The 26,096-nt window shown below is 74.7% G+C and carries 27 protein-coding genes; 13 read left to right on the top strand and 14 right to left on the bottom strand.

The window, feature by feature from the left end; all coding sequences use genetic code 11:
• Positions 1-4: 4 nt before the first annotated feature.
• Positions 5-415, bottom strand: coding sequence for a MarR family winged helix-turn-helix transcriptional regulator (locus tag MF672_RS00760; RefSeq protein WP_242371565.1), 411 nt, complete (start codon positions 413-415; stop codon positions 5-7).
• 113 nt (positions 416-528) lie between these two features.
• Between MF672_RS00760 and MF672_RS00755 the strand changes: the two genes are divergently transcribed.
• On the top strand, positions 529-1,455 hold the full coding sequence (locus tag MF672_RS00755; protein WP_242371567.1) for a quinone oxidoreductase family protein: 927 nt from the start codon (positions 529-531) through the stop codon (positions 1,453-1,455).
• A 13-nt stretch (positions 1,456-1,468) separates the two neighbouring features.
• On the opposite strand, the gene MF672_RS00750 is transcribed toward MF672_RS00755, so the two are convergent.
• The 5 genes from MF672_RS00750 to MF672_RS00730 all read right to left on the bottom strand — a co-directional run bounded on the left by MF672_RS00750 (position 1,469) and on the right by MF672_RS00730 (position 4,802).
• Positions 1,469-1,762, bottom strand: a complete 294-nt coding sequence (locus MF672_RS00750) for a hypothetical protein (protein WP_242371569.1) — start codon at positions 1,760-1,762, stop codon at positions 1,469-1,471.
• 313 nt (positions 1,763-2,075) lie between these two features.
• The gene (locus MF672_RS00745; RefSeq protein WP_242371570.1) at positions 2,076-2,306 is read right to left on the bottom strand and encodes a hypothetical protein; all 231 of its coding nucleotides are present in this window, start codon (positions 2,304-2,306) and stop codon (positions 2,076-2,078) included.
• Positions 2,307-2,422: 116 nt separating this feature from the next.
• Positions 2,423-2,629 (bottom strand): cold-shock protein, encoded by a 207-nt coding sequence (locus tag MF672_RS00740; protein ID WP_242371572.1) that lies wholly within the window; start codon positions 2,627-2,629, stop codon positions 2,423-2,425.
• 193 nt (positions 2,630-2,822) lie between these two features.
• Positions 2,823-4,079, bottom strand: coding sequence for a PP2C family protein-serine/threonine phosphatase (locus MF672_RS00735; RefSeq protein ID WP_242371574.1), 1,257 nt, complete (start codon positions 4,077-4,079; stop codon positions 2,823-2,825).
• 93 nt (positions 4,080-4,172) lie between these two features.
• Positions 4,173-4,802 carry a TetR/AcrR family transcriptional regulator gene (locus tag MF672_RS00730; RefSeq protein ID WP_242371576.1) on the bottom strand — a complete coding sequence of 210 codons (630 nt, stop codon included), beginning with the start codon at positions 4,800-4,802 and terminating at the stop codon, positions 4,173-4,175.
• A gap of 94 nt (positions 4,803-4,896) precedes the next feature.
• Here MF672_RS00730 and MF672_RS00725 point away from each other — a divergent pair, with 94 nt between their 5' ends.
• The 7 genes from MF672_RS00725 (at position 4,897) to MF672_RS00695 (ending at position 11,524) form a co-directional block, all read left to right on the top strand.
• On the top strand, positions 4,897-5,646 hold the full coding sequence (locus tag MF672_RS00725; RefSeq protein WP_242371577.1) for an SDR family oxidoreductase: 750 nt from the start codon (positions 4,897-4,899) through the stop codon (positions 5,644-5,646).
• Between the two features lie 24 nt (positions 5,647-5,670).
• The gene (locus tag MF672_RS00720; protein WP_242371579.1) at positions 5,671-6,027 is read left to right on the top strand and encodes a nuclear transport factor 2 family protein; all 357 of its coding nucleotides are present in this window, start codon (positions 5,671-5,673) and stop codon (positions 6,025-6,027) included.
• Positions 6,024-6,560, top strand: a complete 537-nt coding sequence (locus MF672_RS00715) for a VOC family protein (protein ID WP_242371581.1) — start codon at positions 6,024-6,026, stop codon at positions 6,558-6,560. Before MF672_RS00720 ends, MF672_RS00715 begins: the two co-directional genes overlap by 4 nt.
• A 31-nt stretch (positions 6,561-6,591) precedes the next feature.
• Complete coding sequence (locus MF672_RS00710; RefSeq protein WP_242371583.1) at positions 6,592-7,743, top strand: MFS transporter; 1,152 nt, start codon at positions 6,592-6,594, stop codon at positions 7,741-7,743.
• Between the two features lie 13 nt (positions 7,744-7,756).
• A complete protein-coding gene (gene rraA, locus MF672_RS00705) occupies positions 7,757-8,227 on the top strand; it encodes a ribonuclease E activity regulator RraA (RefSeq protein WP_242371586.1) in 471 nt (156 codons plus the stop codon).
• A gap of 230 nt (positions 8,228-8,457) precedes the next feature.
• Positions 8,458-9,429 carry a hypothetical protein gene (locus tag MF672_RS00700; protein WP_242371588.1) on the top strand — a complete coding sequence of 324 codons (972 nt, stop codon included), beginning with the start codon at positions 8,458-8,460 and terminating at the stop codon, positions 9,427-9,429.
• Positions 9,416-11,524 carry an NACHT domain-containing protein gene (locus tag MF672_RS00695; protein WP_242371590.1) on the top strand — a complete coding sequence of 703 codons (2,109 nt, stop codon included), beginning with the start codon at positions 9,416-9,418 and terminating at the stop codon, positions 11,522-11,524. The genes MF672_RS00700 and MF672_RS00695 overlap by 14 nt, the downstream gene beginning before the upstream one ends.
• Here the strand turns inward: MF672_RS00695 and MF672_RS00690 are convergent.
• From MF672_RS00690 to MF672_RS00675, 4 genes are all read right to left on the bottom strand, one after another.
• A complete protein-coding gene (locus MF672_RS00690; RefSeq protein WP_242371592.1) occupies positions 11,419-12,192 on the bottom strand; it encodes a hypothetical protein in 774 nt (257 codons plus the stop codon). The two genes, MF672_RS00695 and MF672_RS00690, sit on opposite strands and share 106 nt — an antisense overlap.
• 136 nt (positions 12,193-12,328) lie before the next feature.
• Positions 12,329-14,689 carry an ExeM/NucH family extracellular endonuclease gene (locus MF672_RS00685; RefSeq protein WP_242371594.1) on the bottom strand — a complete coding sequence of 787 codons (2,361 nt, stop codon included), beginning with the start codon at positions 14,687-14,689 and terminating at the stop codon, positions 12,329-12,331.
• Positions 14,690-14,812: 123 nt separating this feature from the next.
• Positions 14,813-15,499, bottom strand: coding sequence for an alpha/beta fold hydrolase (locus tag MF672_RS00680; RefSeq protein ID WP_242371596.1), 687 nt, complete (start codon positions 15,497-15,499; stop codon positions 14,813-14,815).
• A 2-nt stretch (positions 15,500-15,501) separates the two neighbouring features.
• Positions 15,502-16,302, bottom strand: coding sequence for a DinB family protein (locus MF672_RS00675; RefSeq protein ID WP_242371599.1), 801 nt, complete (start codon positions 16,300-16,302; stop codon positions 15,502-15,504).
• Positions 16,303-16,384: 82 nt separating this feature from the next.
• Between MF672_RS00675 and MF672_RS00670 the strand changes: the two genes are divergently transcribed.
• Both MF672_RS00670 and MF672_RS00665 read left to right on the top strand, forming a co-directional pair.
• Positions 16,385-16,819 (top strand): GNAT family N-acetyltransferase, encoded by a 435-nt coding sequence (locus MF672_RS00670; RefSeq protein ID WP_242371600.1) that lies wholly within the window; start codon positions 16,385-16,387, stop codon positions 16,817-16,819.
• 29 nt (positions 16,820-16,848) lie between these two features.
• Positions 16,849-18,045 carry an acyltransferase family protein gene (locus MF672_RS00665; RefSeq protein WP_242371602.1) on the top strand — a complete coding sequence of 399 codons (1,197 nt, stop codon included), beginning with the start codon at positions 16,849-16,851 and terminating at the stop codon, positions 18,043-18,045.
• A 52-nt stretch (positions 18,046-18,097) separates the two neighbouring features.
• Here MF672_RS00665 and MF672_RS00660 read toward each other — a convergent pair whose 3' ends face one another.
• Positions 18,098-18,640 carry a TetR/AcrR family transcriptional regulator gene (locus MF672_RS00660; RefSeq protein WP_242371604.1) on the bottom strand — a complete coding sequence of 181 codons (543 nt, stop codon included), beginning with the start codon at positions 18,638-18,640 and terminating at the stop codon, positions 18,098-18,100.
• 49 nt (positions 18,641-18,689) lie between these two features.
• On the opposite strand from MF672_RS00660, the gene MF672_RS00655 reads away from it, so the two are divergent.
• From MF672_RS00655 to arfA, 3 genes are all read left to right on the top strand, one after another.
• Positions 18,690-19,883 (top strand): ATP-grasp domain-containing protein, encoded by a 1,194-nt coding sequence (locus MF672_RS00655; RefSeq protein WP_242371605.1) that lies wholly within the window; start codon positions 18,690-18,692, stop codon positions 19,881-19,883.
• 107 nt (positions 19,884-19,990) lie between these two features.
• Positions 19,991-21,976, top strand: coding sequence for a SpoIIE family protein phosphatase (locus MF672_RS00650; RefSeq protein WP_242371607.1), 1,986 nt, complete (start codon positions 19,991-19,993; stop codon positions 21,974-21,976).
• A 122-nt stretch (positions 21,977-22,098) separates the two neighbouring features.
• Complete coding sequence (arfA, locus tag MF672_RS00645) at positions 22,099-23,592, top strand: arabinosylfuranosidase ArfA (RefSeq protein WP_242371609.1); 1,494 nt, start codon at positions 22,099-22,101, stop codon at positions 23,590-23,592.
• 3 nt (positions 23,593-23,595) lie between these two features.
• Here arfA and MF672_RS00640 read toward each other — a convergent pair whose 3' ends face one another.
• From MF672_RS00640 to MF672_RS00630, 3 genes are all read right to left on the bottom strand, one after another.
• Positions 23,596-25,014, bottom strand: a complete 1,419-nt coding sequence (locus tag MF672_RS00640; RefSeq protein ID WP_247815118.1) for a serine hydrolase domain-containing protein — start codon at positions 25,012-25,014, stop codon at positions 23,596-23,598.
• A 66-nt stretch (positions 25,015-25,080) separates the two neighbouring features.
• Entirely contained in the window at positions 25,081-25,671 is a 591-nt protein-coding gene (locus tag MF672_RS00635) for a TetR/AcrR family transcriptional regulator (RefSeq protein WP_242371613.1), read from the bottom strand.
• A gap of 1 nt (position 25,672) precedes the next feature.
• Positions 25,673-26,059, bottom strand: a complete 387-nt coding sequence (locus MF672_RS00630) for a hypothetical protein (protein WP_242371615.1) — start codon at positions 26,057-26,059, stop codon at positions 25,673-25,675.
• Positions 26,060-26,096: the final 37 nt, after the last annotated feature.

Here is a 26,096-nt window from a genome sequence, read left to right as displayed (position 1 = left end):
GCCGCTACGGGCGGGGCAGGACGAGTTCGAGCAGCTCGGCGAGGTGGTCGAGCTGGCCGGGGTCGAGGCGGCCGGTCCTGGGGGCCAGGGCGCGGCGGATCTCCTCCCGCACGCGTTCGGCCAGTTCGTGCCCTTCCTCGGTCATGTACACCTCGACGACCCGGCCGTCGCCGGGGTTCTTGCCGCGCGCCAGCAGCCCTCGGCGCTGGCCCCGGTCGATGAGGCCGGACAGCGTGGACTTGTCCAGGCCGAGGTAGGCGGCCAGCTCGGTGACGCGGGCGCGGCGGTCGCGGAGGATGCCGAGCACGCGTAGCTGGGTGAGCGACAGGTCGTGCTCGCCGGCGACGCGGGTCAGCACGCCCGCCACCTCGAAGGTGGTCCTGACGAGGGCGTCCATGGCGTCGTCGGCGGTCATGCCGTCAGCGTAGCCGGATCTGGTTGGTAATACCAACCAACCTGTTGACATGGTTTGTATTCCCAACCATCATGGAGATAGTTGGTAAAACAAACCTTCTCCAGGAGGCCACCATGCACGCCGCCGTCATCACCGCGCCCGACGCCCCGCCGGTCTATCGCGACCACCCCGACCCCGCCGCGGGCCACCCCGGCGAGCAGGTCGTCGAGGTCCTCGCGGCCGGACTGCACCACCTGACCAGGGGCCGGGCGACCGGGGGCCACTACTCCAGCGGCGGCGTCTACCCGCTGGTCCCCGGCATGGACGGCGTGGTCCGCGACCAGGAGGGCAACCTCCGCTACGTGGTCATGGACGACACGCCCCTCGGGACGTTCGCCGAGCGCACCCTCATCGACCCGCGCCGCAGCGTGATCCTGCCCGACGGCATCGACCCCGTACGGATCGCCGCCGCGATGAACCCGGCCATGTCGTCCTGGGTCGCGCTGCGCCGCCGGATCGCCTTCCAGGCCGGGCAGCGCGTCCTCGTCCTCGGCGCCACCGGGAACGCCGGCCGCATGGCGGTCCAGATCGCCAAGCTGTTCGGCGCCGCCCAGGTCATCGCCGCCGGCCGCGACACCACCCGGCTGAAGGAGCTGACCGCGCTCGGCGCCGACGAGACGATCACCTTCGACGAGGCCGAGCAGGCGGCCGACGTCGACGTGGTCATCGACTACGTGTGGGGCGAGCCCGCCGCCGGCGCCATGATCCCGATGCTCACCGCCCGCGCCGACCGCGGCCGGCCGCTCACCTGGATCCAGATCGGCTCGGTCGCCGGCCCGGCCGCGCCCGTCCCCTCCATGGCGCTGCGCGCCGCCCGGCTGCGGATCGTCGGCAGCGGCATCGGCTCGGTCCCGGCGCGCGACTTCATCGCCGAGCTGCCGGAGCTGGCCGCCGCGGTGGCCGCGGGCGCGATCGACGTACGGGCCCGCGCCGTGCCCCTCGCCGAGGTCGCGCGGGCGTGGACCGCCGAGACCGGCGACCGCGTCGTGCTCGTGCCCTGACCCGGCGGGGGCGTCAGAAGCGGGTGGCGCGGACCTCCGTCACGGTGAAGTCGTCGACCGTGCCCCGGCTCTGCAGGAGGAAGCCGACCAGGCACGCCACGGCCTCCACCCCCTGAGCCGCGCGCGCCTGCCCCGTGAGCAGGAACACCAGGGGAGTCGAGGGCTGGTCGAGGGCGAAGTGACGGTCGTGGTGGTGCACCTCGTGCAGCACCTTGATCGGAATCGGCCGGGGCGAGGTGAACCACACCACGGCCGCCCACAGCGGCAGGGCCGGGTCGGGCTTGACCGCGGCGCGGTAGCACGTCACGCAGCCCTGGCCGACGTGCCGCCCGTGGGGGCACGTCCATCGGGCCGCGTCGTGGTGGGGCCGGTCGCCCCTGCCGAAGGTCGCGGTCTCGACGACGCGACGGCGTGCTGTGGGTGCGGTGGGTGCGCTGGGCTCGCTGATGATGGGGCCTCCGGATCGTCGCAGAGCCGGCCGGCGTCGGGGCCGGCCCGCGGGTGGGGACGGGCTGCTCGGCGGCGCGCGACGACGCGCGCGGCCGGGAGCCGTCGTCCCGCTGGACCATCCTGCTCGCTGAAGGGGGATCAGGCGAGCACCGGAGGCGGAGCGGCGCTCGTCACAGCTTCACGAGTTTCGCGTACGGCGAGGCGATGCGGTACGTCTCGACGCCGAAATCGACGAGAACGGTGTCATCCTGGTCGACCGCGAGAACCCGCCCGAGGCCGTATTTGTCGTGGCTCACCCGGTCGCCGGTCGCATACTGCTCGACCGGTGGGGGAGGAATATCCGGAGTGCTGAAGGGGCTGCCCGGCGGGCGTCGCCGGACGGCCGGCGAAGTGCGTCTCATTGTGCAAGTATGCGCCTGACCGGCGGATAAATCGAGCCCGGGGGCGAATCTGCCGGTCCTGGCCGGAGACCGGGCCCAGGGCGACCGCCCGGACCCGGCTCCCGTGATGTGCCAGGTCAGGCGGCGACGATGTTCTCCGCCTGCGGGCCCTTCTGGCCCTGCACGACGTCGAAGGCGACCTTCTGACCCTCGGTCAGCTCACGGTAGCCGCCGTTCGAGACGATGTTGGAGTAGTGCGCGAAGACGTCGGCGCCGCCGCCGTCCTGCGCGATGAAGCCGAAGCCCTTTTCCGAATTGAACCACTTGACGGTACCGGTGGCCATGTCGATCTCCTTCTGACAGTGCCGAAAACTTGAGAAATCACACCTCGTGAAATCCCGTGCCGCCGCGATGAGCCCACCCGGAAATGCCGGAAAACAAAAAGCGCGCCTGTAGAACACTACGTCAGGCGCGCATAAAGTCATTATGGGTACCATAACTGCAACGCTCACCAGGCTAACACATCCGGTGGCGTGATCAGCCCGGCTCCTCCGGAAGCTGGAGTGCCAGCAGCGCGAGGTCGTCCTCGTTGGCGGCGCCGGCGAGGGCGATCAGCTCGTCGCAGTACGTCTGGGCGTCGGCCCCCGCGAGCGCGCCCGCCCGCCTGCGCAGCCGGGTCATGCCGCGCTCCAGCGGCTCCGTGCGGCGCTCGATCAGCCCGTCGGTGTAGAACAGGACCGTCGAGCCGGGCGGGAGCGCCGTCACGGCGTCGGCCCGCGACAGGGCGGGGTCGAGGCCCAGCAGCGCCGAGCGGCCCTCCTCCAGGAAGCCGGTGCCGCCGTCACGGGTGATCAGCAGCGGCCCGGGATGGCCGGCGTTGGTCCAGCGCATCCGCCAGCGGCCGGCGGCGGGCCCCTCCACGCGGGCCAGCACCATGGTGGTGAGCAGCCGCCCGCCGACCCCGGCGAGCGCCCGGTCGAGCCGGGACACGGTGGCGCTCGGCTCCTCGCGTCCGTCGAAGGCCAGGGCGCGCAGCATGTTGCGGACCTCGCCCATCTGGGTGGCGGCCGCGATGTCGTGCCCCTCGACGTCGCCGATCACCAGGGCCGGGGTGCCGTCGGAGAGCCGGAAGGCGTCGTACCAGTCGCCTCCCACCTGGGACGACTCCCGCGCGGGCAAGTAGGCCGCGGCCAGCCGCAGCGGGCCGAGGTCGGGCAGCCGCGGCAGCATGGCGTGCTGGAGCCTCGTGGCCATCTCGTGCTGCATGCCGTACAGGCGGGTGTTGTCCACGGCGAGGGCGGCGCGGTGGGCCAGGTCCGTCACGAGCGGCAGGTCCGCGTCCGTGAGAGGGGCGCCGGGGCCGAGGCGGGCGAGGGTCAGCGCGCCGAGCGCGTTGCCGCGCACGCGCAGCGGGGCGACGATCGCGGAGCCCCCGGCCGGCAGCCGCAGCGGCGCCTCCTGCTCCGGCGCCTCCTGTTGCGGCGCGGTGGGGGTGGCGCGGATCAGCAGCGGGTCCGTGGCGCGGAGGAGCCGCCGGAGAAGCTCCTCCGTCTCGCGCGGCAGCGGCCCCACCTTGTCGGTCAGGTACGCGGGCCGCCGCCCCGCCCCGCTCGCCGCCACGCTGACCCGACGGATGGAGTCTCCCTCGACCAGGTCGGCGGCGCACCAGTCGGCCATCCGCGGCACGAGGATCCGGCACAGCCTGCGCAGCGCCGTGTCGGCGTCCAGACTGCTGGTCATGGCCGAGGACACCTCGGAGAGCACGCTCAGGTACTCGTGAATATCCAGCCCCATGCCCGCTCCCGCACCCCGCCTCCCCAGCACGATCATCCCATGCCGCCCACGAGGCGCGGCAAACGTGCGGGGGAGGGGGCGGGCGGCGCCGGGTCAGGCGTCGCCGTCCTGAGGTGCGGCGTTCGCCGGGACGGCCCGCAGGGCGAGGTCCACGGTGGCGTGCAGGCCCGCCCGGTCCACACCGGCCGCGGCGTGCACCGCGTTGCCCTCGCTGACGACCATGACGTACCGGGCGAGGGCCGCCGGGTCGGTCCCGGGCGGCAGGTCGCCCTCCTCGACCGCGCGGGCCAGGCGCTCGGCCAGCGCCCGCTCGCCGGCCAGCCGGCTCGCGGCCAGGAAGCGGGCGACGCTGCCGCCGTCGCTGCCGGCGGACAGGCCGCCCTGGACCGATAAACAGCCCGCCGGGCGGTCGGGCCGGGTGAGCGCGTCGGCGTTGGCGCGCAGGAACCTCTCGATGACGCGGTAGGCGGTGGGCTCGGCGAGCGCCTCGCGCGCGTACGCCATGTCGGCCTCGGCGTAGCGGGCGACGGCCCGGCGGAACAGGTCCTCCTTGTTGCCGTACGCGGCGTACATGCTCGACCGGTTGACGCCCATGGCGTCGGTGAGGTCGGTGAGCGAGGCGCCCTCGTATCCCTGGCGCCAGAACACCTCGATCGCCCGGTCGAGGGCCGCGTCGGCATCGAAGCCGCGCGGGCGGCCACGCTCCCGGATCTTCTTCGCCATCCCCTCATTCTAACCGATCGGTCCAGAAATATCCGGGAGCGTGCTACGGTTTTATGGACCGAACGATACAGATATAGAAGGCGGAGTAACCACCATGGGACAGCTCACCGGCAAGACCGCTCTCGTCACCGGCGCCACCGCCGGCATCGGCCTCGCGGCGGCCCGCCGCCTCGCCGCCGAGGGCGCGTACGTCTTCCTCACCGGCCGCCGCCAGGACGCGCTCGACGCCGCCGTCGCCGAGCTGGGGGCGAACGCCGCCGGCGTCCGGGCCGACGTGTCCGACCTGGCCGACCTCGACCGCGTCGCCGCGGCGATCCGGGACCGCGGCGAGGGACTGGACATCGTGTTCGCCAACGCCGGCGGCGGCGAGTTCGCCGCGCTCGGCGACATCACCTGGCAGCACTACGCCGACACCTTCAACACCAACGTCGGCGGCACCCTGTTCACCGTGCAGGCGGTGCTGCCGCTGCTCAACCGCGGCGCCTCGATCGTGCTGACCAGCTCCAACATCGACGTGAAGGGCGCGGCGGCCTTCAGCGTCTACGCCGCCAGCAAGGCGGCCCTCCGCTCCTTCACCCGGAGCTGGGCGGCCGAGCTGGTGGGCCGCGACGTCCGGGTCAACAGCATCGCCCCCGGACCGATCGGGACGCCGGGCCTGAGCGGCCTCGCGCCCGACGCCGAGGGCGCGGAGCAGCTGCTCAAGGGCCTCGCGGCCGGCGTCCCGATGAACCGGCTCGGCCGTCCTGAGGAGGTCGCCGACGCGGTCGTCTTCCTCGCCTCCGACGCCAGCACGTTCATGACCGGAGCCGAGATCTACGTGGACGGCGGCGCGAGCCAGATCTGACCCCCTGCCAGGAGAGGAGCCATCATGCGCACCGTGCCCGAACTGCTCGCCGCGAACCTGCACGACGTCTTCGGCAACCGGGACGCCGCGGCCCGCCGCGCGGCGATCGACGAGATCTACGCCGAGGACGTCGTGTTCACCGACCCGGAGGGCGTCACGCGCGGCCGGGACGCCCTGGAGGAGAAGGCGCGGCGGCTGCTCGACCGGGTGCCGCCGGAGTTCGTCTTCGCCGAGGACGGCCCGCGTTACGCGAGCGCCGGCCGGGGCGCCCTCGCCTGGGCCTTCGGGCCCGAGGGCGCGCCGGCCGTGCGCGGCCTCGACGTCATCAGCGTCACCGACGGGCGGATCGCCGAGATCGTCACCCTGTTCGCGGCGACGTGAGACCGGCCCGGCCGCTCCAGCCGGCCGCGCTCGGCGCGACCAGCGCCGTGGACCAGGCCGGCCAGTTCATCGCCCGCCGGCCGGCGGCGCTGGTGCCCGCCGCCCGCCGGGCACTACTCTGCCGACCCATGCGGATGCTGCACCTCGGCCTGCGGGTCACCGACCGGGAACGTTCGCTCGCCTTCTACACCGCGCTCGGGTACGTTCAGCTCGGCTTCGTCCCCGAGACCGGGTTCGGCAGCCTGACCATGCTGAAGCTGCCCGACGACCCGTTCGTCAGCCTCGAACTCGTGCACGACGCCGCGCGGCCGGTCAAGGACACCGGCGCCGTCAACCACCTCGTCGTCCAGGTGGACGACCTCGACGCCACGATCGCCGGGCTGGCGGCCAAGGGCGTCGCGGCCGAGCCGCCGGCGGACCTCGGGGAGGGGATGCGGACGTCCTGGCTGACCGACCCCGACGGCTACCGGATCGAGCTCGTGCAGTGGCCGCCCGGCCACCCGGCGGGCATGACGGCGGCCGACTTCGGGTAGTCGCGGTGTCGGTGGCGACAGTCAGGGGATCATGAGCACGCGGTACCGGCACGCCGTGCTGCTGGCCCACTCGGCCGGCACGCAGGTGATCACGTTCGTGCTGCGGCCCACCATGTCCTACCGGGCGATCGAGCTGGACGTCCCGCCCGCGCTGCTCGGCGTGCTGGGCGCCAGCTTCGCGCTCGCGCCGCTGCTGGTGGCGCTGCCCGCCGGGCACGCCGCCGACCGGTACGGCGAGCGCCGCATGGCGGTGGCGGGCGCGGTCCTGCTGGCCGGCGCGGCGGTGGCGTTCGCCACGCTCGGCCACGCCGTCGTCGGGCTGGTCGCGGCCGGGGTGCTGCTCGGCACCGGGCACCTCGGCAGCGTCATCGCCCAGCAGGCGCTGGTCGCCAACACCACCGAGCAGGGCCGCCACGACACCGCCTTCGGCCACTACGCCTTCGCCGCGTCGCTCGGCCAGGCCGCGGGCCCGCTGCTGATCACGGCGTTCGGCGGGCGGGGCGCGATCCCCGACACCGGCCGCATCTTCGCCGCCTCCTGCGGCCTGGCGGTGCTGCTCATCGGGCTGGCGGTGCTGCTCCCGAGCCACCAGGCCGGCCGCGCCGCCGTCGAGGGCGGCGACCTGCGGACGCTGCTGCGCCTGCCCGGGCTCCTGCACGCCCTGCTGACCAGCTGCGTGGTGCTGGCCGCGGTCGACATCACCCTCACCTACCTGCCCGCGCTCGGCACCGAGCTGGGGCTGACCGCGAGCGCCGTCGGCCTGCTGCTCACCCTGCGCGGCCTGGCGTCCATGGCCTCGCGCCTGTTCCTCGGCCGGCTGGCCCAGGCGGTGGGCCGGCGGCGGCTGCTGGTCGTCAGCACGCTCGGCGCGGCCGTCGCCATGCTGCTCACCCCCGTGCCGATGCCGCTGTGGACGCTGGCGGCGCTGCTCGCCGTCGCGGGCTTCGGCCTGGGCGCGGGGCAGCCGCTGACGATGTCGTGGCTGGCCGAGTCCGCGCCGCCCGGGATGCGGGGGCGGGCCATGTCGCTGCGGCTGGTCGGCAACCGTACCGGCCAGCTCGTCATCCCGGGCGCCGCCGGGCTCATGGCCGCCGGCCTCGGCGCCGCCGGCGTCCTGCTCGTGACCGCGCTCAGCCTCGGCTGGGCCGGCGTCGCCGCCCGGCGGCTACCCGTCGATCCGTAGAAAGGGCTCCATCATGACCATCGTCACCGCCGACCTGTACGACGAGCGCGGCGACCAGCTCGACTCCTGCGAGCTGCAACTGCGCCAGTACGGCGGCCGCCCCGCCTTCGCGGGCCCGATCGTGACCGTGCGCTGCCACGAGGACAACGCGCTGCTGAAGTCGGTGCTCGGCGAGCCGGGGGAGGGCCGCGTGCTGGTGGTGGACGGCGGCGGCTCGCTGCGGGCCGCGCTGATGGGCGACGTCATCGCGGGCCTCGCCGTCACGAACGGCTGGGCCGGCGTCGTGATCAACGGCGCCGTCCGCGACGTCGCCGCCCTGCGCGAGCTCGACCTGGGCGTCAAGGCGCTCGGCTCGAACCCCCGCAAGAGCGGCAAGCAGGGCACCGGCGAACGCGACGTCCCGGTCACCTTCGGCGGCGCCACCTTCCACCCGGGCGCCGAGCTGTTCTCCGACGACGACGGCATCCTGGTGACCCGGAGGTGAACCGCCGCCTGATCCACTCCTCGGCCCCGGCGGCGACGCCTTCGAGGACGTACAGGGTGTTCCCGACACGGCGCGCGCGTCCTCCTCGCCGCGCGCCCCGGGGTCAGGGGAGAACCCGGTCACCTCGACCGTGAACGGAGGTCGCCGCGCTTTACCTCGCGTCGCGCCTGTGTCACTCTCAGGTTCGACAGGGGCGGGGAGCGGGGATGGGGCAGGCGTTCGCTGATTTCGTGGCTCTGATGCGCGGCGTGCGGCTGGCGGCCGGGCTGCCTGCCACGGCCGCTTTCGCGTACCGGACCGTGGGCAGGCTGGCGGGCGTGTTCGACGCGCTCGTGGCGCCCCTGGTGGACGAGATCGTCCGCGACCCGGGCGAGCGGCGGCGGGCGCGCAAGGCGCTGCGCGAGATGAGCCTGAAGATCGGGTACGCGGTGCTCAGCTACGCGCGCATGACCGGCCGCGGCGAGCCCATGGAGGTGGCCGCCCTGGCCGGCGCCGTCACCAGGCTGTACGACGACCTCATGGACGGCGGCGACGACCCGGCGCTGGACGACCGGCTGAGCGACCTCTTCCAGGCCAGGCCCTTCGCGCCCGCCGGCGACCTGGAACGCCTGCTCGCCGAGCTGTGCTACCGGATCGCCCACCGGCTGCACCCGCTGGCGGACGCCGGCCCGTTCCTGGCGCTCGCCGAGCTGCACGGCTTCCAGTGCCAGTCCCGCAGGCAGCGGGAGCCCGGCCTGCCCCGCGACGTGCTGGAGAAGATCACCCGGGGCAAGGGCGCCCTGGCCAACCTGACCCTGTGCAGCCTGGTGAGACCCGATCTGGGCCGGCGGGAGCGCGAGCTGGTCATGGCGCTCGGCGAGGCGTTCCAGTCGCTCGACGACTGCATGGACGTCGACCTCGACCGGCGGAACGGCGTGCGGACCCTCGCCTCCACCGGCGCGCTGACCCTGTCCGACGTCGCCCGCCGCATGCGCGAGCTGCGGCCCCGGCTGGTGGACGCCTACGGCGCGAAGGCGGCCCGCCCGTACTGCGGCATGATCTACGTCCTGCTGCTGAAAGCCGTGATGGCGCGCAGGCTGCCGCTGGTCGGCCGCCTGCTGCGCCGGGCGGCGGCCCGCTCCGCCGGGCTGGCCGTGTTCGTCAGGGGGGACGACGCGCTCCCGCCCGCACGCTCGGAAGGGGCCGGACGTGAGGTTCCGTAGGTCGACGATCGGCGCCATCCTGGTCGTCCTCGTCCTCATCATGATCGCGACGGTGGTCGTGGCCTGGGTCTACACCGGCAACGGCACGATCAAGCCGCAGGAGATGTGGACCGGCGTGATCCCGGTGTTCGTGGGCGTGCTGGCCGCGGTGCTGCCGTGGCTGATGCAGGTGCGCGACCGGCCGCCGCCCAGCCTGGAGGAGGCGGCGCGCCAGCGCGTCCCCGCCCTGCGGGCCGGGGTCGCCCGGCAGTGGGAGGAGGAGCGGACGTTCCGCGGCCTGTACGCGGGCGAGCGGGCCGAGCTGCGCTGGCGCGCCGCCCCCGGCTCCGATCCGCACGCCAGGCTCGCCGCCACGGTGCGGGACGAGGGCACCCTGGACGCCCTGGCCGGCGCTTTCGCCGCGCACGCCCGCGCCGGTGAGCCGACCAGGCTCGTGGTGACGGGCGACCTCGGCGCGGGCAAGACGTCGGCCTGCGTGCTGCTGACGCTGGAGCTGGGCGACGACGTCCCGCTCGTGCCGGTGCTGTTCCAGCTCGCGTCGTGGCGGCCCGCGGTCCCGCTGTACGAGTGGATGGCCGAGGAGCTGCTCACCGCCTACCCGGTGGTGGACGACGAACGCCACGGCAGGCGGGTGGCCGCCCACCTGGCCCGCCACCACGTCCTGCCGGTCCTCGACGGCCTCGACGAGCTGAGCGGCCAGACCGCGGCCCTGGCCCGCGTCGAGGAGGAGACCGAGGGCCGCTCGTTCGTGCTGAGCTGCCGCTCGGCCGAGTTCGAGGCGGTCAACGCGGGCCGCGTGCTGCGCAGGGTGCTGGTCGTCAGGCTGCAGCCGGTGCCGGCCGCCGACGCCCGGGCCTACCTCCTGGAACGCGGCGACGACCGGCTGGAGCCGCTCGTCGCGAAGCTGGCCGCGCACCCGGACGGGCCGGTGGCCGAGGCGCTGAGCACGCCGTTGATGCTCTCGCTCGCGGTCGCCCGCGGCGGCGAGCCGGTCCCGCCGGAGCTGCTGGAGGCGACGGGCCCCGACGCCGCCGACCGGATCCGCCGCCACCTGCTGGGCGCCCTGGTCGCCAAGGCGTTCGCGCCCAGGCCGGACGACACGCGCCCGCCGGTCGGCGGCGAGAAGGCCCGCCGCTACCTGGAGTTCCTGGCCACCCAGGTGGACGGGGCCGGGCGGCTGGCCTGGTGGCGGCTGCAGCGCGCGGTGCCGCGGCCGGTGTTCGTCGTGACGGCGTTCGTCATCGCCACCGTCTCCTGCGCCGCGCTGGCCGCCGCGTACTTCAGCGTCTTCGGCCGGCCGTGGCTGGGCTTCTGGATCGGGGCGTCGGCGGGCGGGCTGGGCTCGTTCATCGTCTCGCTCCTGCCGCAGGACGACCCGAGCCGGGCCCGCCCGGCGTTCCGCAGCGCCGCGAGGGCGACGACGTTCGCCCTGGCCAGGACGCTCGGCTTCGGGCTGACCGGCGGCGCCGCCTGCGCCGTGATCGTGTGGTTCCTCTACGACTCGCCGTTCTACGTGGTCGTCGGCGGCGCGCTGAGCGGGCTCACCTTCGCCATGGCCCGGTACGTCAGCACGCCCACCGACCCCCTGGAGGCGGTCACCCCGCGCTCCCTGCTGGCCAGCGACCGGGCGGCGGTGCTGGCCGCCTGGGTCGCCGGCGGCGTGCCCGGCGCGCTCACCGGCGCCTACCTGGGCGGGGCGCTGAAGGACGGGCACCGTCCCGAGCTGGCCGCGCTGCCCGTCATGAGCCTGCCGCCCGCGGTGCTCGCGCTGCTCGGCGCCATCGCCGGCTGCGGCCTCAGCGCCGCCGGGCTCGGGCTCATGGCGCACGGGTCCAGCGCGTGGGGGCAGTTCATCACCACCCGGGTGTGGCTGGCGGCCCGCGGGCTCGCGCCGCTGCGGCTCATGACGTTCCTGCAGGAGGCCCGCGAGCGCGGGGTGTTACGGCAGTACAGCGGCTTCTACGAGTTCCGCCACCGGCTGTTGCAGTATCACCTCGCCCGGCCGGTGCTGCCCGGCACGGCGGCCGCGCCGGAGCCGGCCCCGGCGGGTGACCCGGCCACCGCCACCTCGGCGGGCCCGGACAACGTCCAGTAGACCCGCTGGGCGGGCCGCGCCCCCGGCCGGCGCAGGTAGCGGGCCTCGGGGAAGCGGATCCACGCCCAGCCGCGCCCGGCCCGCCCCGGCAGGAGCCGCAGCTCGGCCAGGTCCCTGACCACTTCGGCGACGCCCTCGATGCCGCCCTCGGTGCCGCCCGCCCGGTAGAGGAACTGCACGCCGGCCCGCGAGCCCGCGCCGCCCGACGACCTCTCCCGCTCCTGGCGGGCCAGCAGCTCGTCCACGTCGCGGGGGTCGTCCAGGTCGTAGGTGCGGCGGCCGTCCGGCTCGTGCAGGCGGAACCGGACGACCTCGAAGGTGTGCCTCCGCAGCAGCTCGCTCTGCGCGTCCAGCCAGCGCGGCTCGAAATCCCGCTGCCGGCGCTCGAACGCCACCAGCGCGACCGCCCGGACCAGGAGCACGAGCGCCAGCGTGGTGGCGCAGCCGACGAGGGCGACCCGCCACGGGCCGGGCAGCAGCGTGCCGGCCAGGCCCAGCGCGGCGGCGACGGCCGCCCATGCCGCGTTCGCCCGCCGGGCGCGGGAGAAGGCGGGCCCGCGCAGCCCCGACAACCACCGCCCGGCGAACTCCGCCAGACCCCCGGCGGGCGCGAGCGGCACCGGCAGCTCGGGCCGGACCGACTTGATGTCGTACGTCACTACCCGCACGCCACGACTCCCTTGGGCGGTGAACTGTCACCGTAATACGTACCCGGAAAGAAGGCCATCCCGCCGGAGAGCGAGGACGGGGACGGCCGCGGCGGGGGCGGGGCCCGCCGCGGCCGTCAGGGACGGGAGCCGGGCGTCAGAGGTCCAGGCCCACCAGCAGCGGGTCGTGGTCGGAGGAGCGGAACGGGTCCGGCGCGTACAGGTAGGGCGGGTTGAACTCGGTGTTGTAGTCCATGAACCGGCCCTCGTCGGCGTTGACGTGCCAGATCGTGGCGCCCGTCACCAGTTTGCGCGCGCCCTTGTCGGCCAGGGCGTGGTCCAGCTCGCCGGACAGGCCGTCGAAGACGTAGCTGTAGCGGTCGTCCTTGCGGACGTACTTCTTGCTGAGGCTGGTCAGCCCGGCGTCCTCCAGGGTGTGGATCGGGTCCTCCTCGCCGTAGGCGTTGAGGTCGCCGAGCAGCAGCACGTTCTTCAGCCGCAGCCCGCCGAGCAGCGACAGCACGGCCTGCGCCTGCTTGACGCGCTTGGCGTTGTAGCAGCTCTGCCCGTCGCCCTGGTCGGCGTCGGGGCCCGTGGCGGGGCCGTCGGAGTCGGTGCAGCCCTTGGACTTGAAGTGGTTGACCACGACGGTGAACGTCTCGCCGCCGCGCCGGCCGGCCTTGGTGAAGGTCTGCACCAGCGGCGGCCGGTTGAAGATCGGGTCGGCCGACGACCGGGCCGCGCCGACCGGCGTGACCTTGGCCGGCTGGTAGATCAGCGCGGTCTGGATGAGGTCGGTGCCCGGGTTCGGGTGGGTGATCGCCTGGTACGTGCCCGCGCCGGCCTTGGCGTTGAGCGCGTCCACCAGGGCGTTCAGCGCCACGTCGTTGTTGCGCTCGACCTCCATCAGCCCCGCGACGGCGGGGTCGAGCGTGGTGATGTTCGCGACCAGCTTGGCGAGCTGGCGGTCGCGCTCGGCGGCGGTGGTGGCGCCCCGGGAGCCGAGCGTGGTGAACCAGTTGAGGGTGTTCAGGCCGGCCACCCGGACGTCGCCGCCGACCCGCTCCGACCGGGCGGGACGCGGGTTCTCGGCCTCGAAGACCACCGGCCGCGTCGGCTGGACGCGGTAGACGTCGAAGCTGTAGGTGAGGACGCCGGTCAGGTCCTCGACCTCGTCACCGACGCGCACCGTGGGCGAGCCCTCGGTGTGGTACGGCAGCGTGGGCGGGTTCTGCGTGTTCGAGCCGTCGTCCAGCAGGATCGTGCGCCGCGCGTCCTTGGCGGGGTCGACGCCGGCGCGGTCCGTCGGCTGCCAGAGCCGGCCGCCCGCGGAGAGCAGGATCTCGCCGTAGCGGCCCAGGTTGTACAGCTCGGACGCGGTCAGGTCGTCGGGGAAGGTCACGAGCATGTTCTCGTAGCGCTCGTAGGCGACGTCCTTCTTCAGCGGCAGGCGCAGCTTGGCCGGCTTGACCGCGCCGGTGCCGCAGACGTTCACCGCGGTGGCCGGGGAGATCTCGGTGAGGCCGTTGTACTCGGTCGCCTTGCCGGAGACGCGGACCAGGTCGCCCGCCTTGACCGGGGAGGAGCTGTAGACGAACAGGCCCTCGGAGGTCGCCGGGTCGGCGTCCGGGGTGAGGGACTGCACGGCGAAGCCGCCGAGGCCGCCGCTGCCCTGGAAGGAGCCCGTGACGACGCCCTCGACGCGGACGTTCTGACCGGCGAGGGGGCTGGTCTCGCCGCTGCCCTGGACCTGGGAGATCTGGTGCGTGGCCGGGGTGTCGCAGCTCTCGGTGGGCGTGGGCGTGGGCGTCGGGGTCGGGGTGGGGGTCGGCGTCGGCGTCGGGGTGTCGCCGCCCGCGCAGGGGGCCGGGGTGGTGGCGCTGTTGCGCGGGGCGGGGGCCGCAGCCTCGAAGTCGGCGGCGTTGTCGTCGGTGTCGGCGCAGCCGCCGCCCTTGCGGACGGCGGCGGTGGCGTTGGTGAGGGCCGGGGCCGGGGCGCCCTCGGCGAAGTTCGCGGTGCCGTAGCCGACCAGGTCGGCGATCAGCGCGAGCTGGTCGTCCGCGCAGGGGGTGGAGGAGCCGTTGCAGGCCAGGCCGTCGGCCGAGCGGACCAGCGCGACCTTGCCCGCGGTGCCGCTCAGGTTGAGGGTGCCGGTGCCGTCGGGCTGGGGGAGCGCGCCGCTGGGCGTGCTGCCCGCCGCGAGCTGGAGGAGGTGGTACTGGCCGGGGGCCAGGGTGCCGGAGAGCGCGGTCCTGTTGGCGGCGAAGTTCCCGGTGCCGGTGGCGCTGGTGTACTGCACCGACCAGCCGTCCAGCGGGACGGGGGCGTCGCTGCGGTTGAACAGCTCGACGTAGTCGTTGGTCAGGGGGGCGCCGGAATTGCCGCCGCCGCCGTAGACCTGGCTGATGACCACGGTTCCTGGGGTGGCGGCCATGGAGGGTGCGGGCAGTGCGGCGATCGAGCCGGCGAGGACGCCGGCCGCTGCGAGGATCGCCGGGACCCGGGACTTGGCATGCATGCCGGGGAGCGTAAACCGACAAATGCGGAAAACGCTGTATTGAATGTGGACACGTTATGAAATTTCACCCGAGCAGGCCCGTTCGGTGGCGGCCGCCCTGGCGGGGCGACCGGGCGGCTGAGCTCAGCCCTGCCCGGCCGCCTCGGCGAGCAGCCGGGCGAGCTCGCGCGGCCTGGTCAGCATCGGCCAGTGCCCCGAGTCGAGGTCGGCGAACCCGACGTCCGAGGCCTTGGCCAGCTCGGGCACGTCACCGGCCGCGATCCACGCCCTGGCCTGCTCGGGGGTGAACTCGGGACACACGACGAGGACCGGCACGTCGAAGCGCCGCGCGTCGCGCAGCCGCACCACGCCCCTGGCCACGCCCTCGGGGACGGGGATCGCGGCGGCCGCGAAGCCGGCCCTGGCCCGCTCGTCGAGGTCGGCGGAGTCCGGCCCGTCGAACGGGTCCCAGCCCGGGAAGGGCATGACGCCGCCGGTGACCTCGAAGAAGTCGGCGTAGGCGGCTCCGTCGGCGGCCGGGAAGCCGCCGATCAGCGCCACCTTGGCCACCCGCTCGGGCCGGGCGTCGGCGGCCAGCCAGGCCAGGGTGCTCGCGGCCGAGTGCCCGGCCACCAGCGGCCTGCCGTCGGCCGCGTCCACGGCGGCGAGCACCGCGGCCACCTGGTCGTCGAGCGTGGCGCCGGTCGCGCCGTCGCCCTGGCCGGGCAGGGCGACGGGCACCGCGCGGTGGCCGAGCTCCTCCAGCGCGGGCACGACCTCGTCCCACGCCGAGCGGTCGAGCCACAGGCCGGCGATGAGCAGGATGTCCACGGTCAGTCCTCTTTCTCCAGTACGTTCAGATCGCGCTCGGCGTAGAGCCGATGTTCCCATTCCTCGTTGAGGATGATGTGGAGGCACTCCTTGACCGGGAAGTCCTCCAGTTGCGGCCAGCCGGGGCCGGTCCGCGTCACCGTGGCGGCGAGGCGTCCGGCGGTGAGCGAGCCGACGAGGTCGCGCACCATCGCCTGCCGCTCGCGCCGCACCGCGAGCACCTCCTCCAGCGAGGGGCGCAGCTCGCGCTCCCACGGGATGTCGTCCCAGCGGGGCGCCTCGTCCCAGGGCAGGTCCAGCGGATGCCAGGGCGCGGGGTCGCCGAGCACCATCCGGCCCGCCCAGGCGGCGGAGGCGAAGCCGAGGTGCCGCAGCGTCTGGATGAAGGACCACTCGCCGTCCACGCTGCGGTGCAGCGCCGCCTCGGGCAACGCGCGCGCCCGCGTGAGCGTCCCCTCCCACAGCCGCTCCAGGATCGCCCACGCCTCGCGGAACCCGGCGGGGTCGTCCGGGCGCATCCTGGCCCGCTGGGGCATGCGGCGGTTCAGCTCGGCCTCGACGAGCGGCGCGATGTCGACGCCGTTCACCGTGACGTTGCGCAGCTCGCCGCTGATCTCGACGTCGACCAGCTCGACGCCGCGCAGGCGGGTGCGCAGGAGGAGGGCGGCGCGGAGGTCGGCGCCGGTCAGATCGACCCTCCGCAGCGTGGCGTCCCGCAGGTCCACGCGGGTGAGGTCGGCCCCGCGGAGGTTGACGCGCTCGACGCGCGCTCCCGCGAGGTCCTGCTCGCGAAACTCGGCCATGGGACCTCACCTTAGGAGATATTCCGGACGATCCGCTTCCGGTTCGCCGGCCGGTGGCGCGGGCGGCACTAGAGTGCTGCGGGTGGTGATCATCGCTGAGGAGACCTCGTTCGACGACGGCGAGCTCTTCGACCTCTACGACTCCGTCGGCTGGGACGTCTGGACCGCCGACCTGCCGAGGCTCCGGCGCGCCCTGGAGAAGTCGCACCTGGTCGTCACGGCCAGGGACGACACCGGGCGGCTGCTCGGCCTGGCGCGCACGGTGTCGGACGACGAGATCGTCTGCTACGTCCAGGAGCTGCTGGTCGAGCAGGGCCACCACGGCAAGGGCATCGGCCGGCGGCTGCTGGAGCACCTGATGCGCCGGTACGCGCACTGCCGCTACTTCATGCTGACCACCGACCACGAGTCGACGCCGGAGGGCCCCGGCAGCCACGCCTTCTACCGGCGGCTCGGCATGGTCGAGCACCACGAGCAGAAGTTGTCGGCGTTCGGGCTGCCCGTGGAGAACCCCTGACGCTCCCGGCATCCGATACGTTGACCCCCATGGCCGCCGAACCCGCTCATATCGCTCGGAAAGGGACGAGCCGCCTCGACTGGCTGGACGCGCTGCGCGGGATCGGCGCCCTCGCCGTGGTGGGCGAGCACCTGACGACCTGGGCCCTGCCCTGGCTCCGGCCCACGGCCTTCAACCTCGGCACGTACGGGGTGCTGGTGTTCTTCCTGGTCAGCGGCTACATCATCCCGTACTCGCTGGAGCGGCACGGGGACGTGCGGGCGTTCTGGGCGGGGCGCGCGTTCCGGCTGTACCCGCTGTACGTGGCGGTGATCGGGCTGACGCTGGCGCTGTCGCCGTGGATCGAGGTGCGCGAGGAGGTGCCGCGCGACGGCTCGGCGGTGGCCGCGCACGCCACGATGCTGCTGGACGTCGTCGGCGTCGGCGGCGTGCTCAACACCATGTGGACGCTGTCGTACGAGATGGTGTTCTACCTGCTGGCGGCGGCACTGTTCGTGCTCGGCGTGCGCGACGGGCGGGGCGCGTTGCCGGTGGTGTTCGCGGTGGCCGCGGCGGTGACCGGGGCGGCGTGGGCGGCGGCCCCGCTGTCGGGCGGCTGGGTGTCGTGGGTGTCGCTCGGCGGGTTCGCCGCCGGGCTGGCCTGCGTGCTGAGCGGGCGGGCGGTGCGGGGCGCCAGCGTGGCGCTGGGGCTGATGGCGCTGGGGCTGCTGCTGCTCAGCAGCCGGGTGCCGTGGTTCGGGGCGGCGCTCCTCGCGGTCATGTTCGCCGGCACGGCGATCCACCGGTGGGAACGCGGCCAGGGCCGGCTGTGGCCGGTCGGCGTCGCGGCGGCGCTGGTGGCCGCGACGCCGCTGTGGGCGCTCAGCGCCGGCTGGTGGTGGGTGCAGCCGGCGCGCTGGGTCCTCACCGTCGTGCTGGCCGCGGCCACCTTCGCCGCCGCCCGGGCGCTGCGCGGGCGGCGGGTGCCGGCCGCGCTGACCCGCCTCGGCGTGATCAGCTACTCGCTCTACCTGGTGCACCTGCCGCTGCTGCTGGTCCTCATGGAGGTGGTGGGGGAGATGCGGTGGGCGCCGACGGCGGCGCAGGTCGGCGTCGGCGTGCTGGTGCTCGCGCTGCTGCTGCCGCTGAGCTGGCTCAGCCACCGCTTCGTGGAGCTGCCGGGGCAACGGCTGGCCAGGAGATGGACGGGCCGGCGGGCGGCGTCCGGGGGCGTGCCGGCCCGCTGAGCGGGCGGCGGCGGGGTGGGGCCGTCAGGCGGGCGGCCGACGCCGGGGCGCTTCAGGCGGGCGGGAGCAGTGAGCCGATGGCCTCCAGGAGGCAGGCGAAGTCCTCGTCGCGCACCCGCTGGTCGTGGTGGGCGAAGCGGCCGGCCGCCTCGCTCGCGGCGAAGCCCAGGACGGCGGTGCTGATCAGGCGTTCGGCGCGAGCCGCCGCCTCGGGCCCCAGCCCGGCCTCGCGCAGCGCGGACACCACGCCGTCACGGGCCCGGCGGGCCCGCTCGGTCGCCGCCGGGCGCTGCAGCAGGAGCGGGAAGACCGCCGGATGGCGGGCCGCGCTGTCGCGGACCGCGCCCGCCAGCGCCTCCAGCCGCTGCCGCCAGGGCAGGGCCGCGGTGTCCGGCGGCGGGGCCGGCAGCAGCGCCTCCACGAGCGCGTCGAGCAGGTCCTCCTTGTTCGCGACGTGCCGGTACAGGGCCATCGCGGTGACCCCGAGGCGGCCGGCGACGGCCGGCATGGTGAGCGCGGCCAGGCCGTGCTCGTCGGCGACGGCCATCGCCGCCGCGACGACGGCGGCCCGGTCGATCTGCGCGGGGCGTCCCATGGGGTAAGTATATGGGATAAGCTTATGTCATATACAAACGGGAGGCGTCATGCGGATCCTGTTGTCCGACGGGTCGGGGCTGACCTCGCGGCAGTGCGCCACGGTGCTGTCGCGGGCGGGCCATCAGGTCGAGGCGCTGTCCCCCGATCCCTGGTGCCTGTGCGCCTTCACCCGCCACGTCCGCCGGGTGCGCCGGGTGCCCGCCTTCGGCGCCGGCCCGTTCGCCTGGCTGGAGGCGGCCCTGGACGCCTACGACGAGGGCGGCTTCGACGTGCTGCTGCCCACGCAGGAGCAGGTGAGCGTGCTGTCGGCGGCCGCCGCCCGGCTGGGCGATCGGGGGGTGGCGACCGTGGTGCCGCCGTTCGCCGCGCTGGCCGCCGTGCAGGACAAGGTGTCGGCGTACGCCGCGCTGCGGGCGGCCGAGGTGCCGCAGCCGCCGTCGCGGGTCGTGGCGGGCGCCCGCGAGGCCGCCGGGTGGACCGCCTTCCCCGCCTACCTCAAGCGGCCGATCGGCACGGCCTCCAGCGGCGTCACCCGCCTCGCCGGGCCCGGCGACCTGGCGGGCGTGACCTGGCCGCCGGGCGAGCGCCTGCTGATCCAGCAGGAGGCGCGGGGGCCGCTCGCGATGGTGCAGACGGTGTTCGCCGACGGCGAGCTGGTCGCCTTCCACGCCTGCCGCCGCACCGGGGAAGGCGCCCGGGGCGGCGCGAGCCACAAGCTCGGCCTGCGCCTGCCCGAGGTCGCGGCGCACCTGCGGCGGCTCGGCGGCGGGCTCGGCTGGCACGGCGCGCTGTCGGCCGACGTCATCCTGACCCCCGGCGGCCCGGTGTTCATCGACGTCAACCCGCGCCTGGTCGAGCCGGTCAACGCCCTGCTGTCCGGGGTCGACCTGCTGTCGCCGCTGCTGGAGCTCGCCCGCGGCCTGGCCCCCTCGCCGCAGCCGGCGGGCCGCGCCGGAGTGGCCACCCACCAGCTCCTGCTCGCGGTGCTGGGCGCGGCCGAGCACACCGGCAGCCGCCGCGCCGTCCTCCGCGAGCTGGCCGCCGCGCTGCTGCGCCGGGGCGCGTACGCGGGCAGCGCCGAGGAGCTGACGCCCGGCCCCGACCCGCGCGCCGCGCTGCTGGTGGCGGGCGCCTCCGGGCTGGTCCTGGCGCGGCCGGCGGCCTGGCGGCGGTTCGCCACGGGCAGCGTGGCGGCGTACGCGCTCAGCCCCGACGGCTGGGACAGCCTGCTGCGGCTTTGAGCCTTCTATGCCGGGACCAGCACTGCGCCAGAATCATCCCAGGTCAAAGCCGCATATCCTGGGCTCCTGGGTCGAAAAGGTCACTCGCCGCAGGGACGGATCGCGCCATGACCACCATCGGAAGCGCACCGGAACAGCCGCCGCCCGCCGTCGTCGTGGTCGACGTCGGCGGCGCGGTGACCGGTTGGACGCCGGCCGCGCAGGACCTCCTCGGTCACCACGCCACCGGCCCCTTCCCGCTCCCGCCCGACCGGCAGGAGGGCGAGGGGACGGCACCGGACCGCTGGTCCGGGCTGCTGGAGGCCCGCCGCGACGACGGCCGCCGGGTCCTCGTGCACGCCGAGGGCACCCGGCTGGGCACGCCGGACGGGCCGGGCTCCTGGCTGGTCGCGCTGACCCCGGTGGCCGCCGGCGCCGCCACCCAGACCTGCTCCGTCGTGGAGCCGCTGCTGTCCCGCGCCCCCGTCGCGATCGCCATCTGGGACCGCGACCTGCGCTGCGTCTGGCGCAACGACGCGGCCAGGCGCCTGGAGCCGGTCTTCCCGCACTACGGGGTCGGCCGCGCGCTGACCGACCCCGTCCCCGGGGCCGACACCCGCGCGGTGCAGGAGGCGATGCGGGCGGTCCTGTCGGACGGCGTGCCGCAGATCGACCGCGAGGCCCGCTGGACCGCCCCCGGCGGGCGTGACGTGCGCACCCTGTCGGCCTCGCTGTTCCGCCTCGACGGCGTGGACGGCCGTCCCGTCGGCGTGTGCTCGATGGTGCTCGACATCAGCCGCAGCAAGGCCCGCGAGCGCCTGGCCGTGCTCCGCGAGGCCAGCGTGCGCATCGGCAGCACGCTCGACGTGCGCCGCACCGCGCAGGAGATGGCCGACCTCGCGGTGCCCGTCCTCGCCGACTACGTCACCGTGGACCTGGCCGAGTCCGTCCTGCCGGACGCCGAGCCCCTGCAACGGCTGGCCGGCACCGAGTCGAGGGTGCCGGTGTTCCGGCGCGCGGGCGTGGCCTCGATCCACGAGGGGACGCCGGAGTCGTTGTGGCCGCGCGGGCAGGCGGTGTTCGTGCCGCCGTCGTCGCCGTTCACCGAGGTCCTGGCCACCGGCGAGTCCCACTTCGAGCCCGTGCTGGACACCTCGCCGGACGGCTGGCTGGGCCAGGACCCCGAGCGGGCCCAGGTCATCCACGCCACCGGGATGCACACGCTGATCGTCGTGCCGCTGAAGGCGCGGGGCGAGATCCTGGGCGTCACCGTGTTCGTCCGCACCGACAACCGGGCGCCGTTCACCCGGGACGACCTCCTGCTCGCCGAGGAGCTGTGCGCGCGGGCCGCGCTCAGCCTGGACAACGCCCGCCGCTACACCCGCGAGCGCACCGCCGCCCTCGCCCTGCAACGCACCCTCCTGCCGCGCCGGCTGTCCGGCGGCGGCGCGGTCGAGGTGGCCTCGCGCTACCTGCCGTCGAGCGGCGGCGTCGGCGGCGACTGGTTCGACACGATCCCGCTGCCCGGCGGCCGGGTCGCGCTGGTCGTCGGGGACGTGACCGGGCACGGCATCGACGCCGCGGCCACCATGGGGCGGATGCGCACCGCCGTCCGCACGCTGGCGTACCTGGACCTGCCGCCGGGGGAGGTGCTGGCCCGCCTGGACGACCTGGTCGTCCGGCTGGCCGAGGAGGACGACACCAGCGGCCTGCCGTTCGACGCGACGGGAGCCACCTGCCTCTACGCCGTCTACGACCCCGCCACCCGGCGCTGCTCGATGGCCACGGCCGGCCACCCGCCGCCCGCCGTCGTCGCCCCGGACGGCGCGGTCACCTTCCCCCGCCCGCCCAGCGGCACCCCCGTCGGCCTGGGCGTCGGCGCCTTCGAGGCGCTGGAGGTGGAGCTGGCCGCGGGCAGCGTGATCGCGCTCTACACCGACGGCCTCATCGAGACCCGCGAGGCCGACATCGAGGCGGGCATCGACCGGCTCGGCGCCGCGCTCGCCCGCGCCCCGCTGCCGCTGGAGGTCTTCTGCTCCCACGTCGTGCGCAGCATGTTGCGCGACCGCCCGGCGGAGGACGACATCGCCCTCCTCGTCGCCCGCACCCGGTGACCCCTCCCGCCGCCGGCGGGAAAGGTCACCGGACCCTCAGCGGGCGGCGGGGGCAGCCGGGGTCGCGTCCCTTATGAGAACGTTAACAAGCACCCCGACGATCGGACCCCCAGGAGCCAGCAGTGCACACGGCACACCTCACGATCGATCCCGCCTTCCGCGTGGCCCCGGTGCGGCGGCGCACCTTCGGCGCCTTCGTCGAGCACCTCGGCCGGTGCGTCTACACCGGCATCTACGAGCCCGGCCACCCCACCGCCGACGAGGACGGCTTCCGCGGCGACGTGCTGGAGCTGACCCGGCGGCTCGGCGTGTCCACGGTCCGCTACCCGGGCGGCAACTTCGTCTCCGGCTACCGCTGGGAGGACGGCGTGGGGCCGCGCGAGCAGCGCCCGCGCCGCCTCGACCTCGCCTGGCACAGCACCGAGACCAACGAGGTCGGCGTGGACGAGTTCCTGCGCTGGTGCGGCAAGGCCGGCGTGGAGCCGATGATGGCCGTCAACCTCGGCACCCGCGGCATCGAGGCCGCCCTCGACCTGCTGGAGTACTGCAACCACCCGTCCGGCACGACGCTGTCGGAGCGGCGCATCGCGGGCGGCGCCAAGGAGCCGTACGGCATTCGCATGTGGTGCCTCGGCAACGAGCTGGACGGCCCCTGGCAGACCGGCCACAAGACCGCCCGCGAGTACGGCCGGCTGGCCGCCGAGACCGCCCGCGCCATGCGCATGCTGGACCCCGGCCTGGAGCTGGTCGCCTGCGGCAGCTCCGGCTCGTCCATGCCGACGTTCGGCTCCTGGGAGGCCGAGGTCCTGACCGAGACCTACGACGTCGTCGACTACATCTCCTGCCACGCCTACTACGAGGAGAAGAACGGCGACCTCGGCAGCTTCCTCGCCTGCGCGAGCGACATGGAGTACTTCATCGGCTCGGTGGCGGCCACCGCCGACCACGTGGGCGCGAAGCTGAAGTCCCGCAAGAAGATCGACATCTCCTTCGACGAGTGGAACGTCTGGTACCTGTCCCGCTTCCAGGACGCCGCGCCGCCCACCGACTGGCCGGTCGCGCCGCCGCTGCTGGAGGACCACTACAGCCTGGCCGACGCGGTCGCCGTCGGCGGCCTGCTGATCACCCTCCTGCGCAACAGCGACCGGGTGCGCGCCGCCTCGCTGGCCCAGCTCGTCAACGTGATCGCGCCGATCGTGACCGAGCCGGGCGGCCGGGCCTGGACGCAGACCACCTTCCACCCGTTCGCCCAGGCCAGCCGGTACGCCGCCGGCGACGTGCTGCGCGTCGAGCCGGTCTGCCCGGCGTACGAGACCGCCGAGTACGGCGAGGCGCCGCTGCTGCACGCCGTGGCCACCCACGACCCGGACGCGGGGACCACGGTCTTCGCGATCAACCGCTCCACCGACCGGCCGCTGTCCCTGCGGCTCGACGCCCGCGCGCTCGGCGCTCCCCGGATCGTCGAGGCCACCACCCTCGCCGGGCCCGACCCCTACGCCCGCAACACCGCCGACGACCCCGGCCGGGTCGCCCCCCGCCCCAACCCCGACGTCGAGCAGGACCCGCTGACGGTGCTGCTGCCGCCGGTCTCGTGGAACGTGATCCGGCTCGGCTGACACTCAGGCGCCCGCCGTGCGGCCGAACAGCCGCCCGGCGAGGTCCACCCCGACCACCGCGCCGCGCTCGTCGCGGGTGAAGAAGCCGCGCTGGCCCTTCAGGCCGCCCTCGGTGATGACGTACTCGTCGCCGTCCCCGCCGGGCAGGAAGCCGATGGCGGCCGGAGGGTAGTCGGCGGGCATCTCGGTGTCCGAGGCGCGGCGGATCTCCGGCTTGATCCCGACCTCCAGGGTGAGCCGGGCGCCGTCGGTGGCGAGGTCCAGGTTCATCGCGTCGATCTCGTAGTGGCCGGCGACCTCGCGCGCCCGCGCGGCGTCGTACGGGGCCGGCTCGGGCTCGCGCTCCACCACGCCGAGGTGGTGCTCCAGCGCCCAGCGGACCACCTCCTGGTTGAACAGGTAGCCGTCCGGCCCCGCGTTGGCCAGCGAGACGACGGCGAAGTCGTGCTCGGGCACGAGCAGCAGCTCGGCGAACTGGCCGTTGCCCGACCCGCCGTGCCCGACCGTGCGGACGCCGCCGATGTCCTTGACGAACCAGCACACGCCGAAGGCGTCGCCGAGCGAGCTGGCCCGCAGCGCGACCGTCGGCTCCCGCATCTCCCGCAGCCGGCCCGCGGGCAGCACGCCCTCTCCGTCGCGCAGGTGGAAGGCGGCCCACCGCAGCAGGTCGCGGACCGAGGAGGCGGCGCCGCCGCCCGGGTCGTTGGCGCGCGAGCCGGCCGGCCACGCCTTCCACGGCCGGGTGACCCGCAGCGAGCCGTCCGCGGCCCGGTCGTGGCCCGCGGCGAAGCGGCGCACCACGACCTCGTCCAGGTCGAAGAAGGTGCCCGGCAGCCCGGCCGGCTCCAGCACCAGCGAGGCGACGGCCTTGGCGAACGGCAGCCCGGTGACGCGCTCGATCACCCGGCCGGCCAGGTTGTAGCCGGCCTGGCTGTAGGAGGCCCGGACGCCGGGCGGCGCGATCAGCGGCAGCTCCTCCAGCCGGGCGACGAAGGCGGCCAGCGAGCCGTCCTCGTCGTCGCCGTCCAGCAGGTTCCATTCGAGGCCGGAGGTGTGGTTGAGCAGGTTCAGCACGGTGATCCGGGCGGCGCTGTCCGCGTCGGCCAGCCGCAGCTCGGGGACGTAGCGGCGCACCGGCGCGGCCAGGTCCACCCGGCCCTCGGCGGCCAGGCGGACCAGCGCGGTCGCGGTGAAGGTCTTGGTCACCGAGGCCAGGTGGAACAGCGTCCCGGCGTCCACGGGGAGCGGGTTGTCCACGCTGGTCACACCGTGGGCGGCGTGGATCTCGCGGCCGTCCGCGAGGATCCCGGCGGCGGCGCCGGGGACGCCGTACTTGCCGGCGGCCTGCGCCACGAACTCCGACAGCGACATGATGCTCCTCCTGGGCTCCTGGCCGGCGGCGCCTCTCGCCGTCCGGCTCATGGAAGGAACCCTGGCCGCCGCCGCTGTCACGGCGCTGACAGCGCTCTGCCCGCGGTCCGGCGGGTTTCAGCCGTCGGCGCGGGTCGCCCGGTCGAAGAGCTCGACCAGCTCGTCGGCGCAGCGGCCCGGGTCGAGGCCGTTGACCACGCGGTCGGCGACGGCGTCGATGGCGGCGCGCAGGGCCGTCGCCATGATCGGGCCGTCGAACTCCCTGAAGGCCCCCGTGCGCTGCCCGTCGGCGAACAGCGCCGCCAGCCGGGCGGTCGCGGCGTCCTGCTCGTCGCCGCCGACGGGCGCCTGGTTGTGGGCGATCTGCTGCACGGCCCGCACGTGCGCGGGGTGGGCGGCGATGAAGGCGATGTTGGCCCTGATGAAGGCCGCGAGCTGCGCGCGGGCGCCCTCGGCGGCCTCCAGCGCCGGGCGCATGAAGGCGGCGGCGTCGGCGACGACCTGGCGGACCACGGCCTCCAGGAGCTGGTCCTTGCTGGAGAAGTGGTAGGTGATCAGCCGTTTGCTGCTGAGGCCGGCGTGCGCGCAGATGGCCTCGAACGTGGTCTCCGCGTAGCCGCGCTCGGCGAGCACGGCGATCGTGGCGGAGGCGATCTGGGCCTTGCGGGCCTCGCTGGCCGCCGCGCGGCGCGTCCCGGCGATCTCCATGTCATGACAGCTTGCCACGCTTGGGGAACGCCTCGCGCACGCTGCGCCGGTTGACGAGGAACGCCACGGCGGCGACCAGGACGCCGACCACCGCCTGCTCGGCCTTCATCCAGCCGGGATAGCCGCTGTCGGGCGCGAGCAGGATGATCACGACGCCGACGGGCGCGGCGAGGCTGACGAACCTGATACGGACGTAGGCCGGCCGGCGGCCGCGCGCGGCCTGGCCGGCGAGGGCGACGAGCCAGGCGGCGGCCACGGCCACCGCGCCGCCGCGCAGCCACACCACCCAGGTGCCGCCGACGACGGCGGCGACGGCGAGCGTGGCGATCGAGAGGACGAGGACGGCCAGGAAGAGGGCGCGGACGGCACTCCAGGGGTTGTTATCCATGCGGATAAATTTATCCTCATGGATAAGAAGAAGCAAG

Source organism: Actinomadura luzonensis, assembly GCF_022664455.2.
In the GTDB taxonomy this organism is placed as follows: domain Bacteria; phylum Actinomycetota; class Actinomycetes; order Streptosporangiales; family Streptosporangiaceae; genus Nonomuraea; species Nonomuraea luzonensis.
This window is presented reverse-complemented; position numbering and strand designations above follow the sequence as displayed.

Coding starts and splice junctions, on each gene's coding strand:
- MF672_RS00760 (WP_242371565.1), bottom strand. CDS start 415: ATGACCGCCGACGACGCCATGGACGCCCTCGTCAGGACCACCTTCGAG.
- MF672_RS00755 (WP_242371567.1), top strand. CDS start 529: ATGCACGCCGCCGTCATCACCGCGCCCGACGCCCCGCCGGTCTATCGC.
- MF672_RS00745 (WP_242371570.1), bottom strand. CDS start 2,306: ATGAGACGCACTTCGCCGGCCGTCCGGCGACGCCCGCCGGGCAGCCCC.
- MF672_RS00740 (WP_242371572.1), bottom strand. CDS start 2,629: ATGGCCACCGGTACCGTCAAGTGGTTCAATTCGGAAAAGGGCTTCGGC.
- MF672_RS00735 (WP_242371574.1), bottom strand. CDS start 4,079: ATGGGGCTGGATATTCACGAGTACCTGAGCGTGCTCTCCGAGGTGTCC.
- MF672_RS00730 (WP_242371576.1), bottom strand. CDS start 4,802: ATGGCGAAGAAGATCCGGGAGCGTGGCCGCCCGCGCGGCTTCGATGCC.
- MF672_RS00725 (WP_242371577.1), top strand. CDS start 4,897: ATGGGACAGCTCACCGGCAAGACCGCTCTCGTCACCGGCGCCACCGCC.
- MF672_RS00720 (WP_242371579.1), top strand. CDS start 5,671: ATGCGCACCGTGCCCGAACTGCTCGCCGCGAACCTGCACGACGTCTTC.
- MF672_RS00710 (WP_242371583.1), top strand. CDS start 6,592: ATGAGCACGCGGTACCGGCACGCCGTGCTGCTGGCCCACTCGGCCGGC.
- rraA (WP_242371586.1), top strand. CDS start 7,757: ATGACCATCGTCACCGCCGACCTGTACGACGAGCGCGGCGACCAGCTC.
- MF672_RS00685 (WP_242371594.1), bottom strand. CDS start 14,689: ATGCATGCCAAGTCCCGGGTCCCGGCGATCCTCGCAGCGGCCGGCGTC.
- MF672_RS00675 (WP_242371599.1), bottom strand. CDS start 16,302: ATGGCCGAGTTTCGCGAGCAGGACCTCGCGGGAGCGCGCGTCGAGCGC.
- MF672_RS00665 (WP_242371602.1), top strand. CDS start 16,849: ATGGCCGCCGAACCCGCTCATATCGCTCGGAAAGGGACGAGCCGCCTC.
- MF672_RS00660 (WP_242371604.1), bottom strand. CDS start 18,640: ATGGGACGCCCCGCGCAGATCGACCGGGCCGCCGTCGTCGCGGCGGCG.
- MF672_RS00655 (WP_242371605.1), top strand. CDS start 18,690: ATGCGGATCCTGTTGTCCGACGGGTCGGGGCTGACCTCGCGGCAGTGC.
- MF672_RS00650 (WP_242371607.1), top strand. CDS start 19,991: ATGACCACCATCGGAAGCGCACCGGAACAGCCGCCGCCCGCCGTCGTC.
- MF672_RS00640 (WP_247815118.1), bottom strand. CDS start 25,014: ATGAGCCGGACGGCGAGAGGCGCCGCCGGCCAGGAGCCCAGGAGGAGC.
- MF672_RS00635 (WP_242371613.1), bottom strand. CDS start 25,671: ATGGAGATCGCCGGGACGCGCCGCGCGGCGGCCAGCGAGGCCCGCAAG.
- MF672_RS00630 (WP_242371615.1), bottom strand. CDS start 26,059: ATGGATAACAACCCCTGGAGTGCCGTCCGCGCCCTCTTCCTGGCCGTC.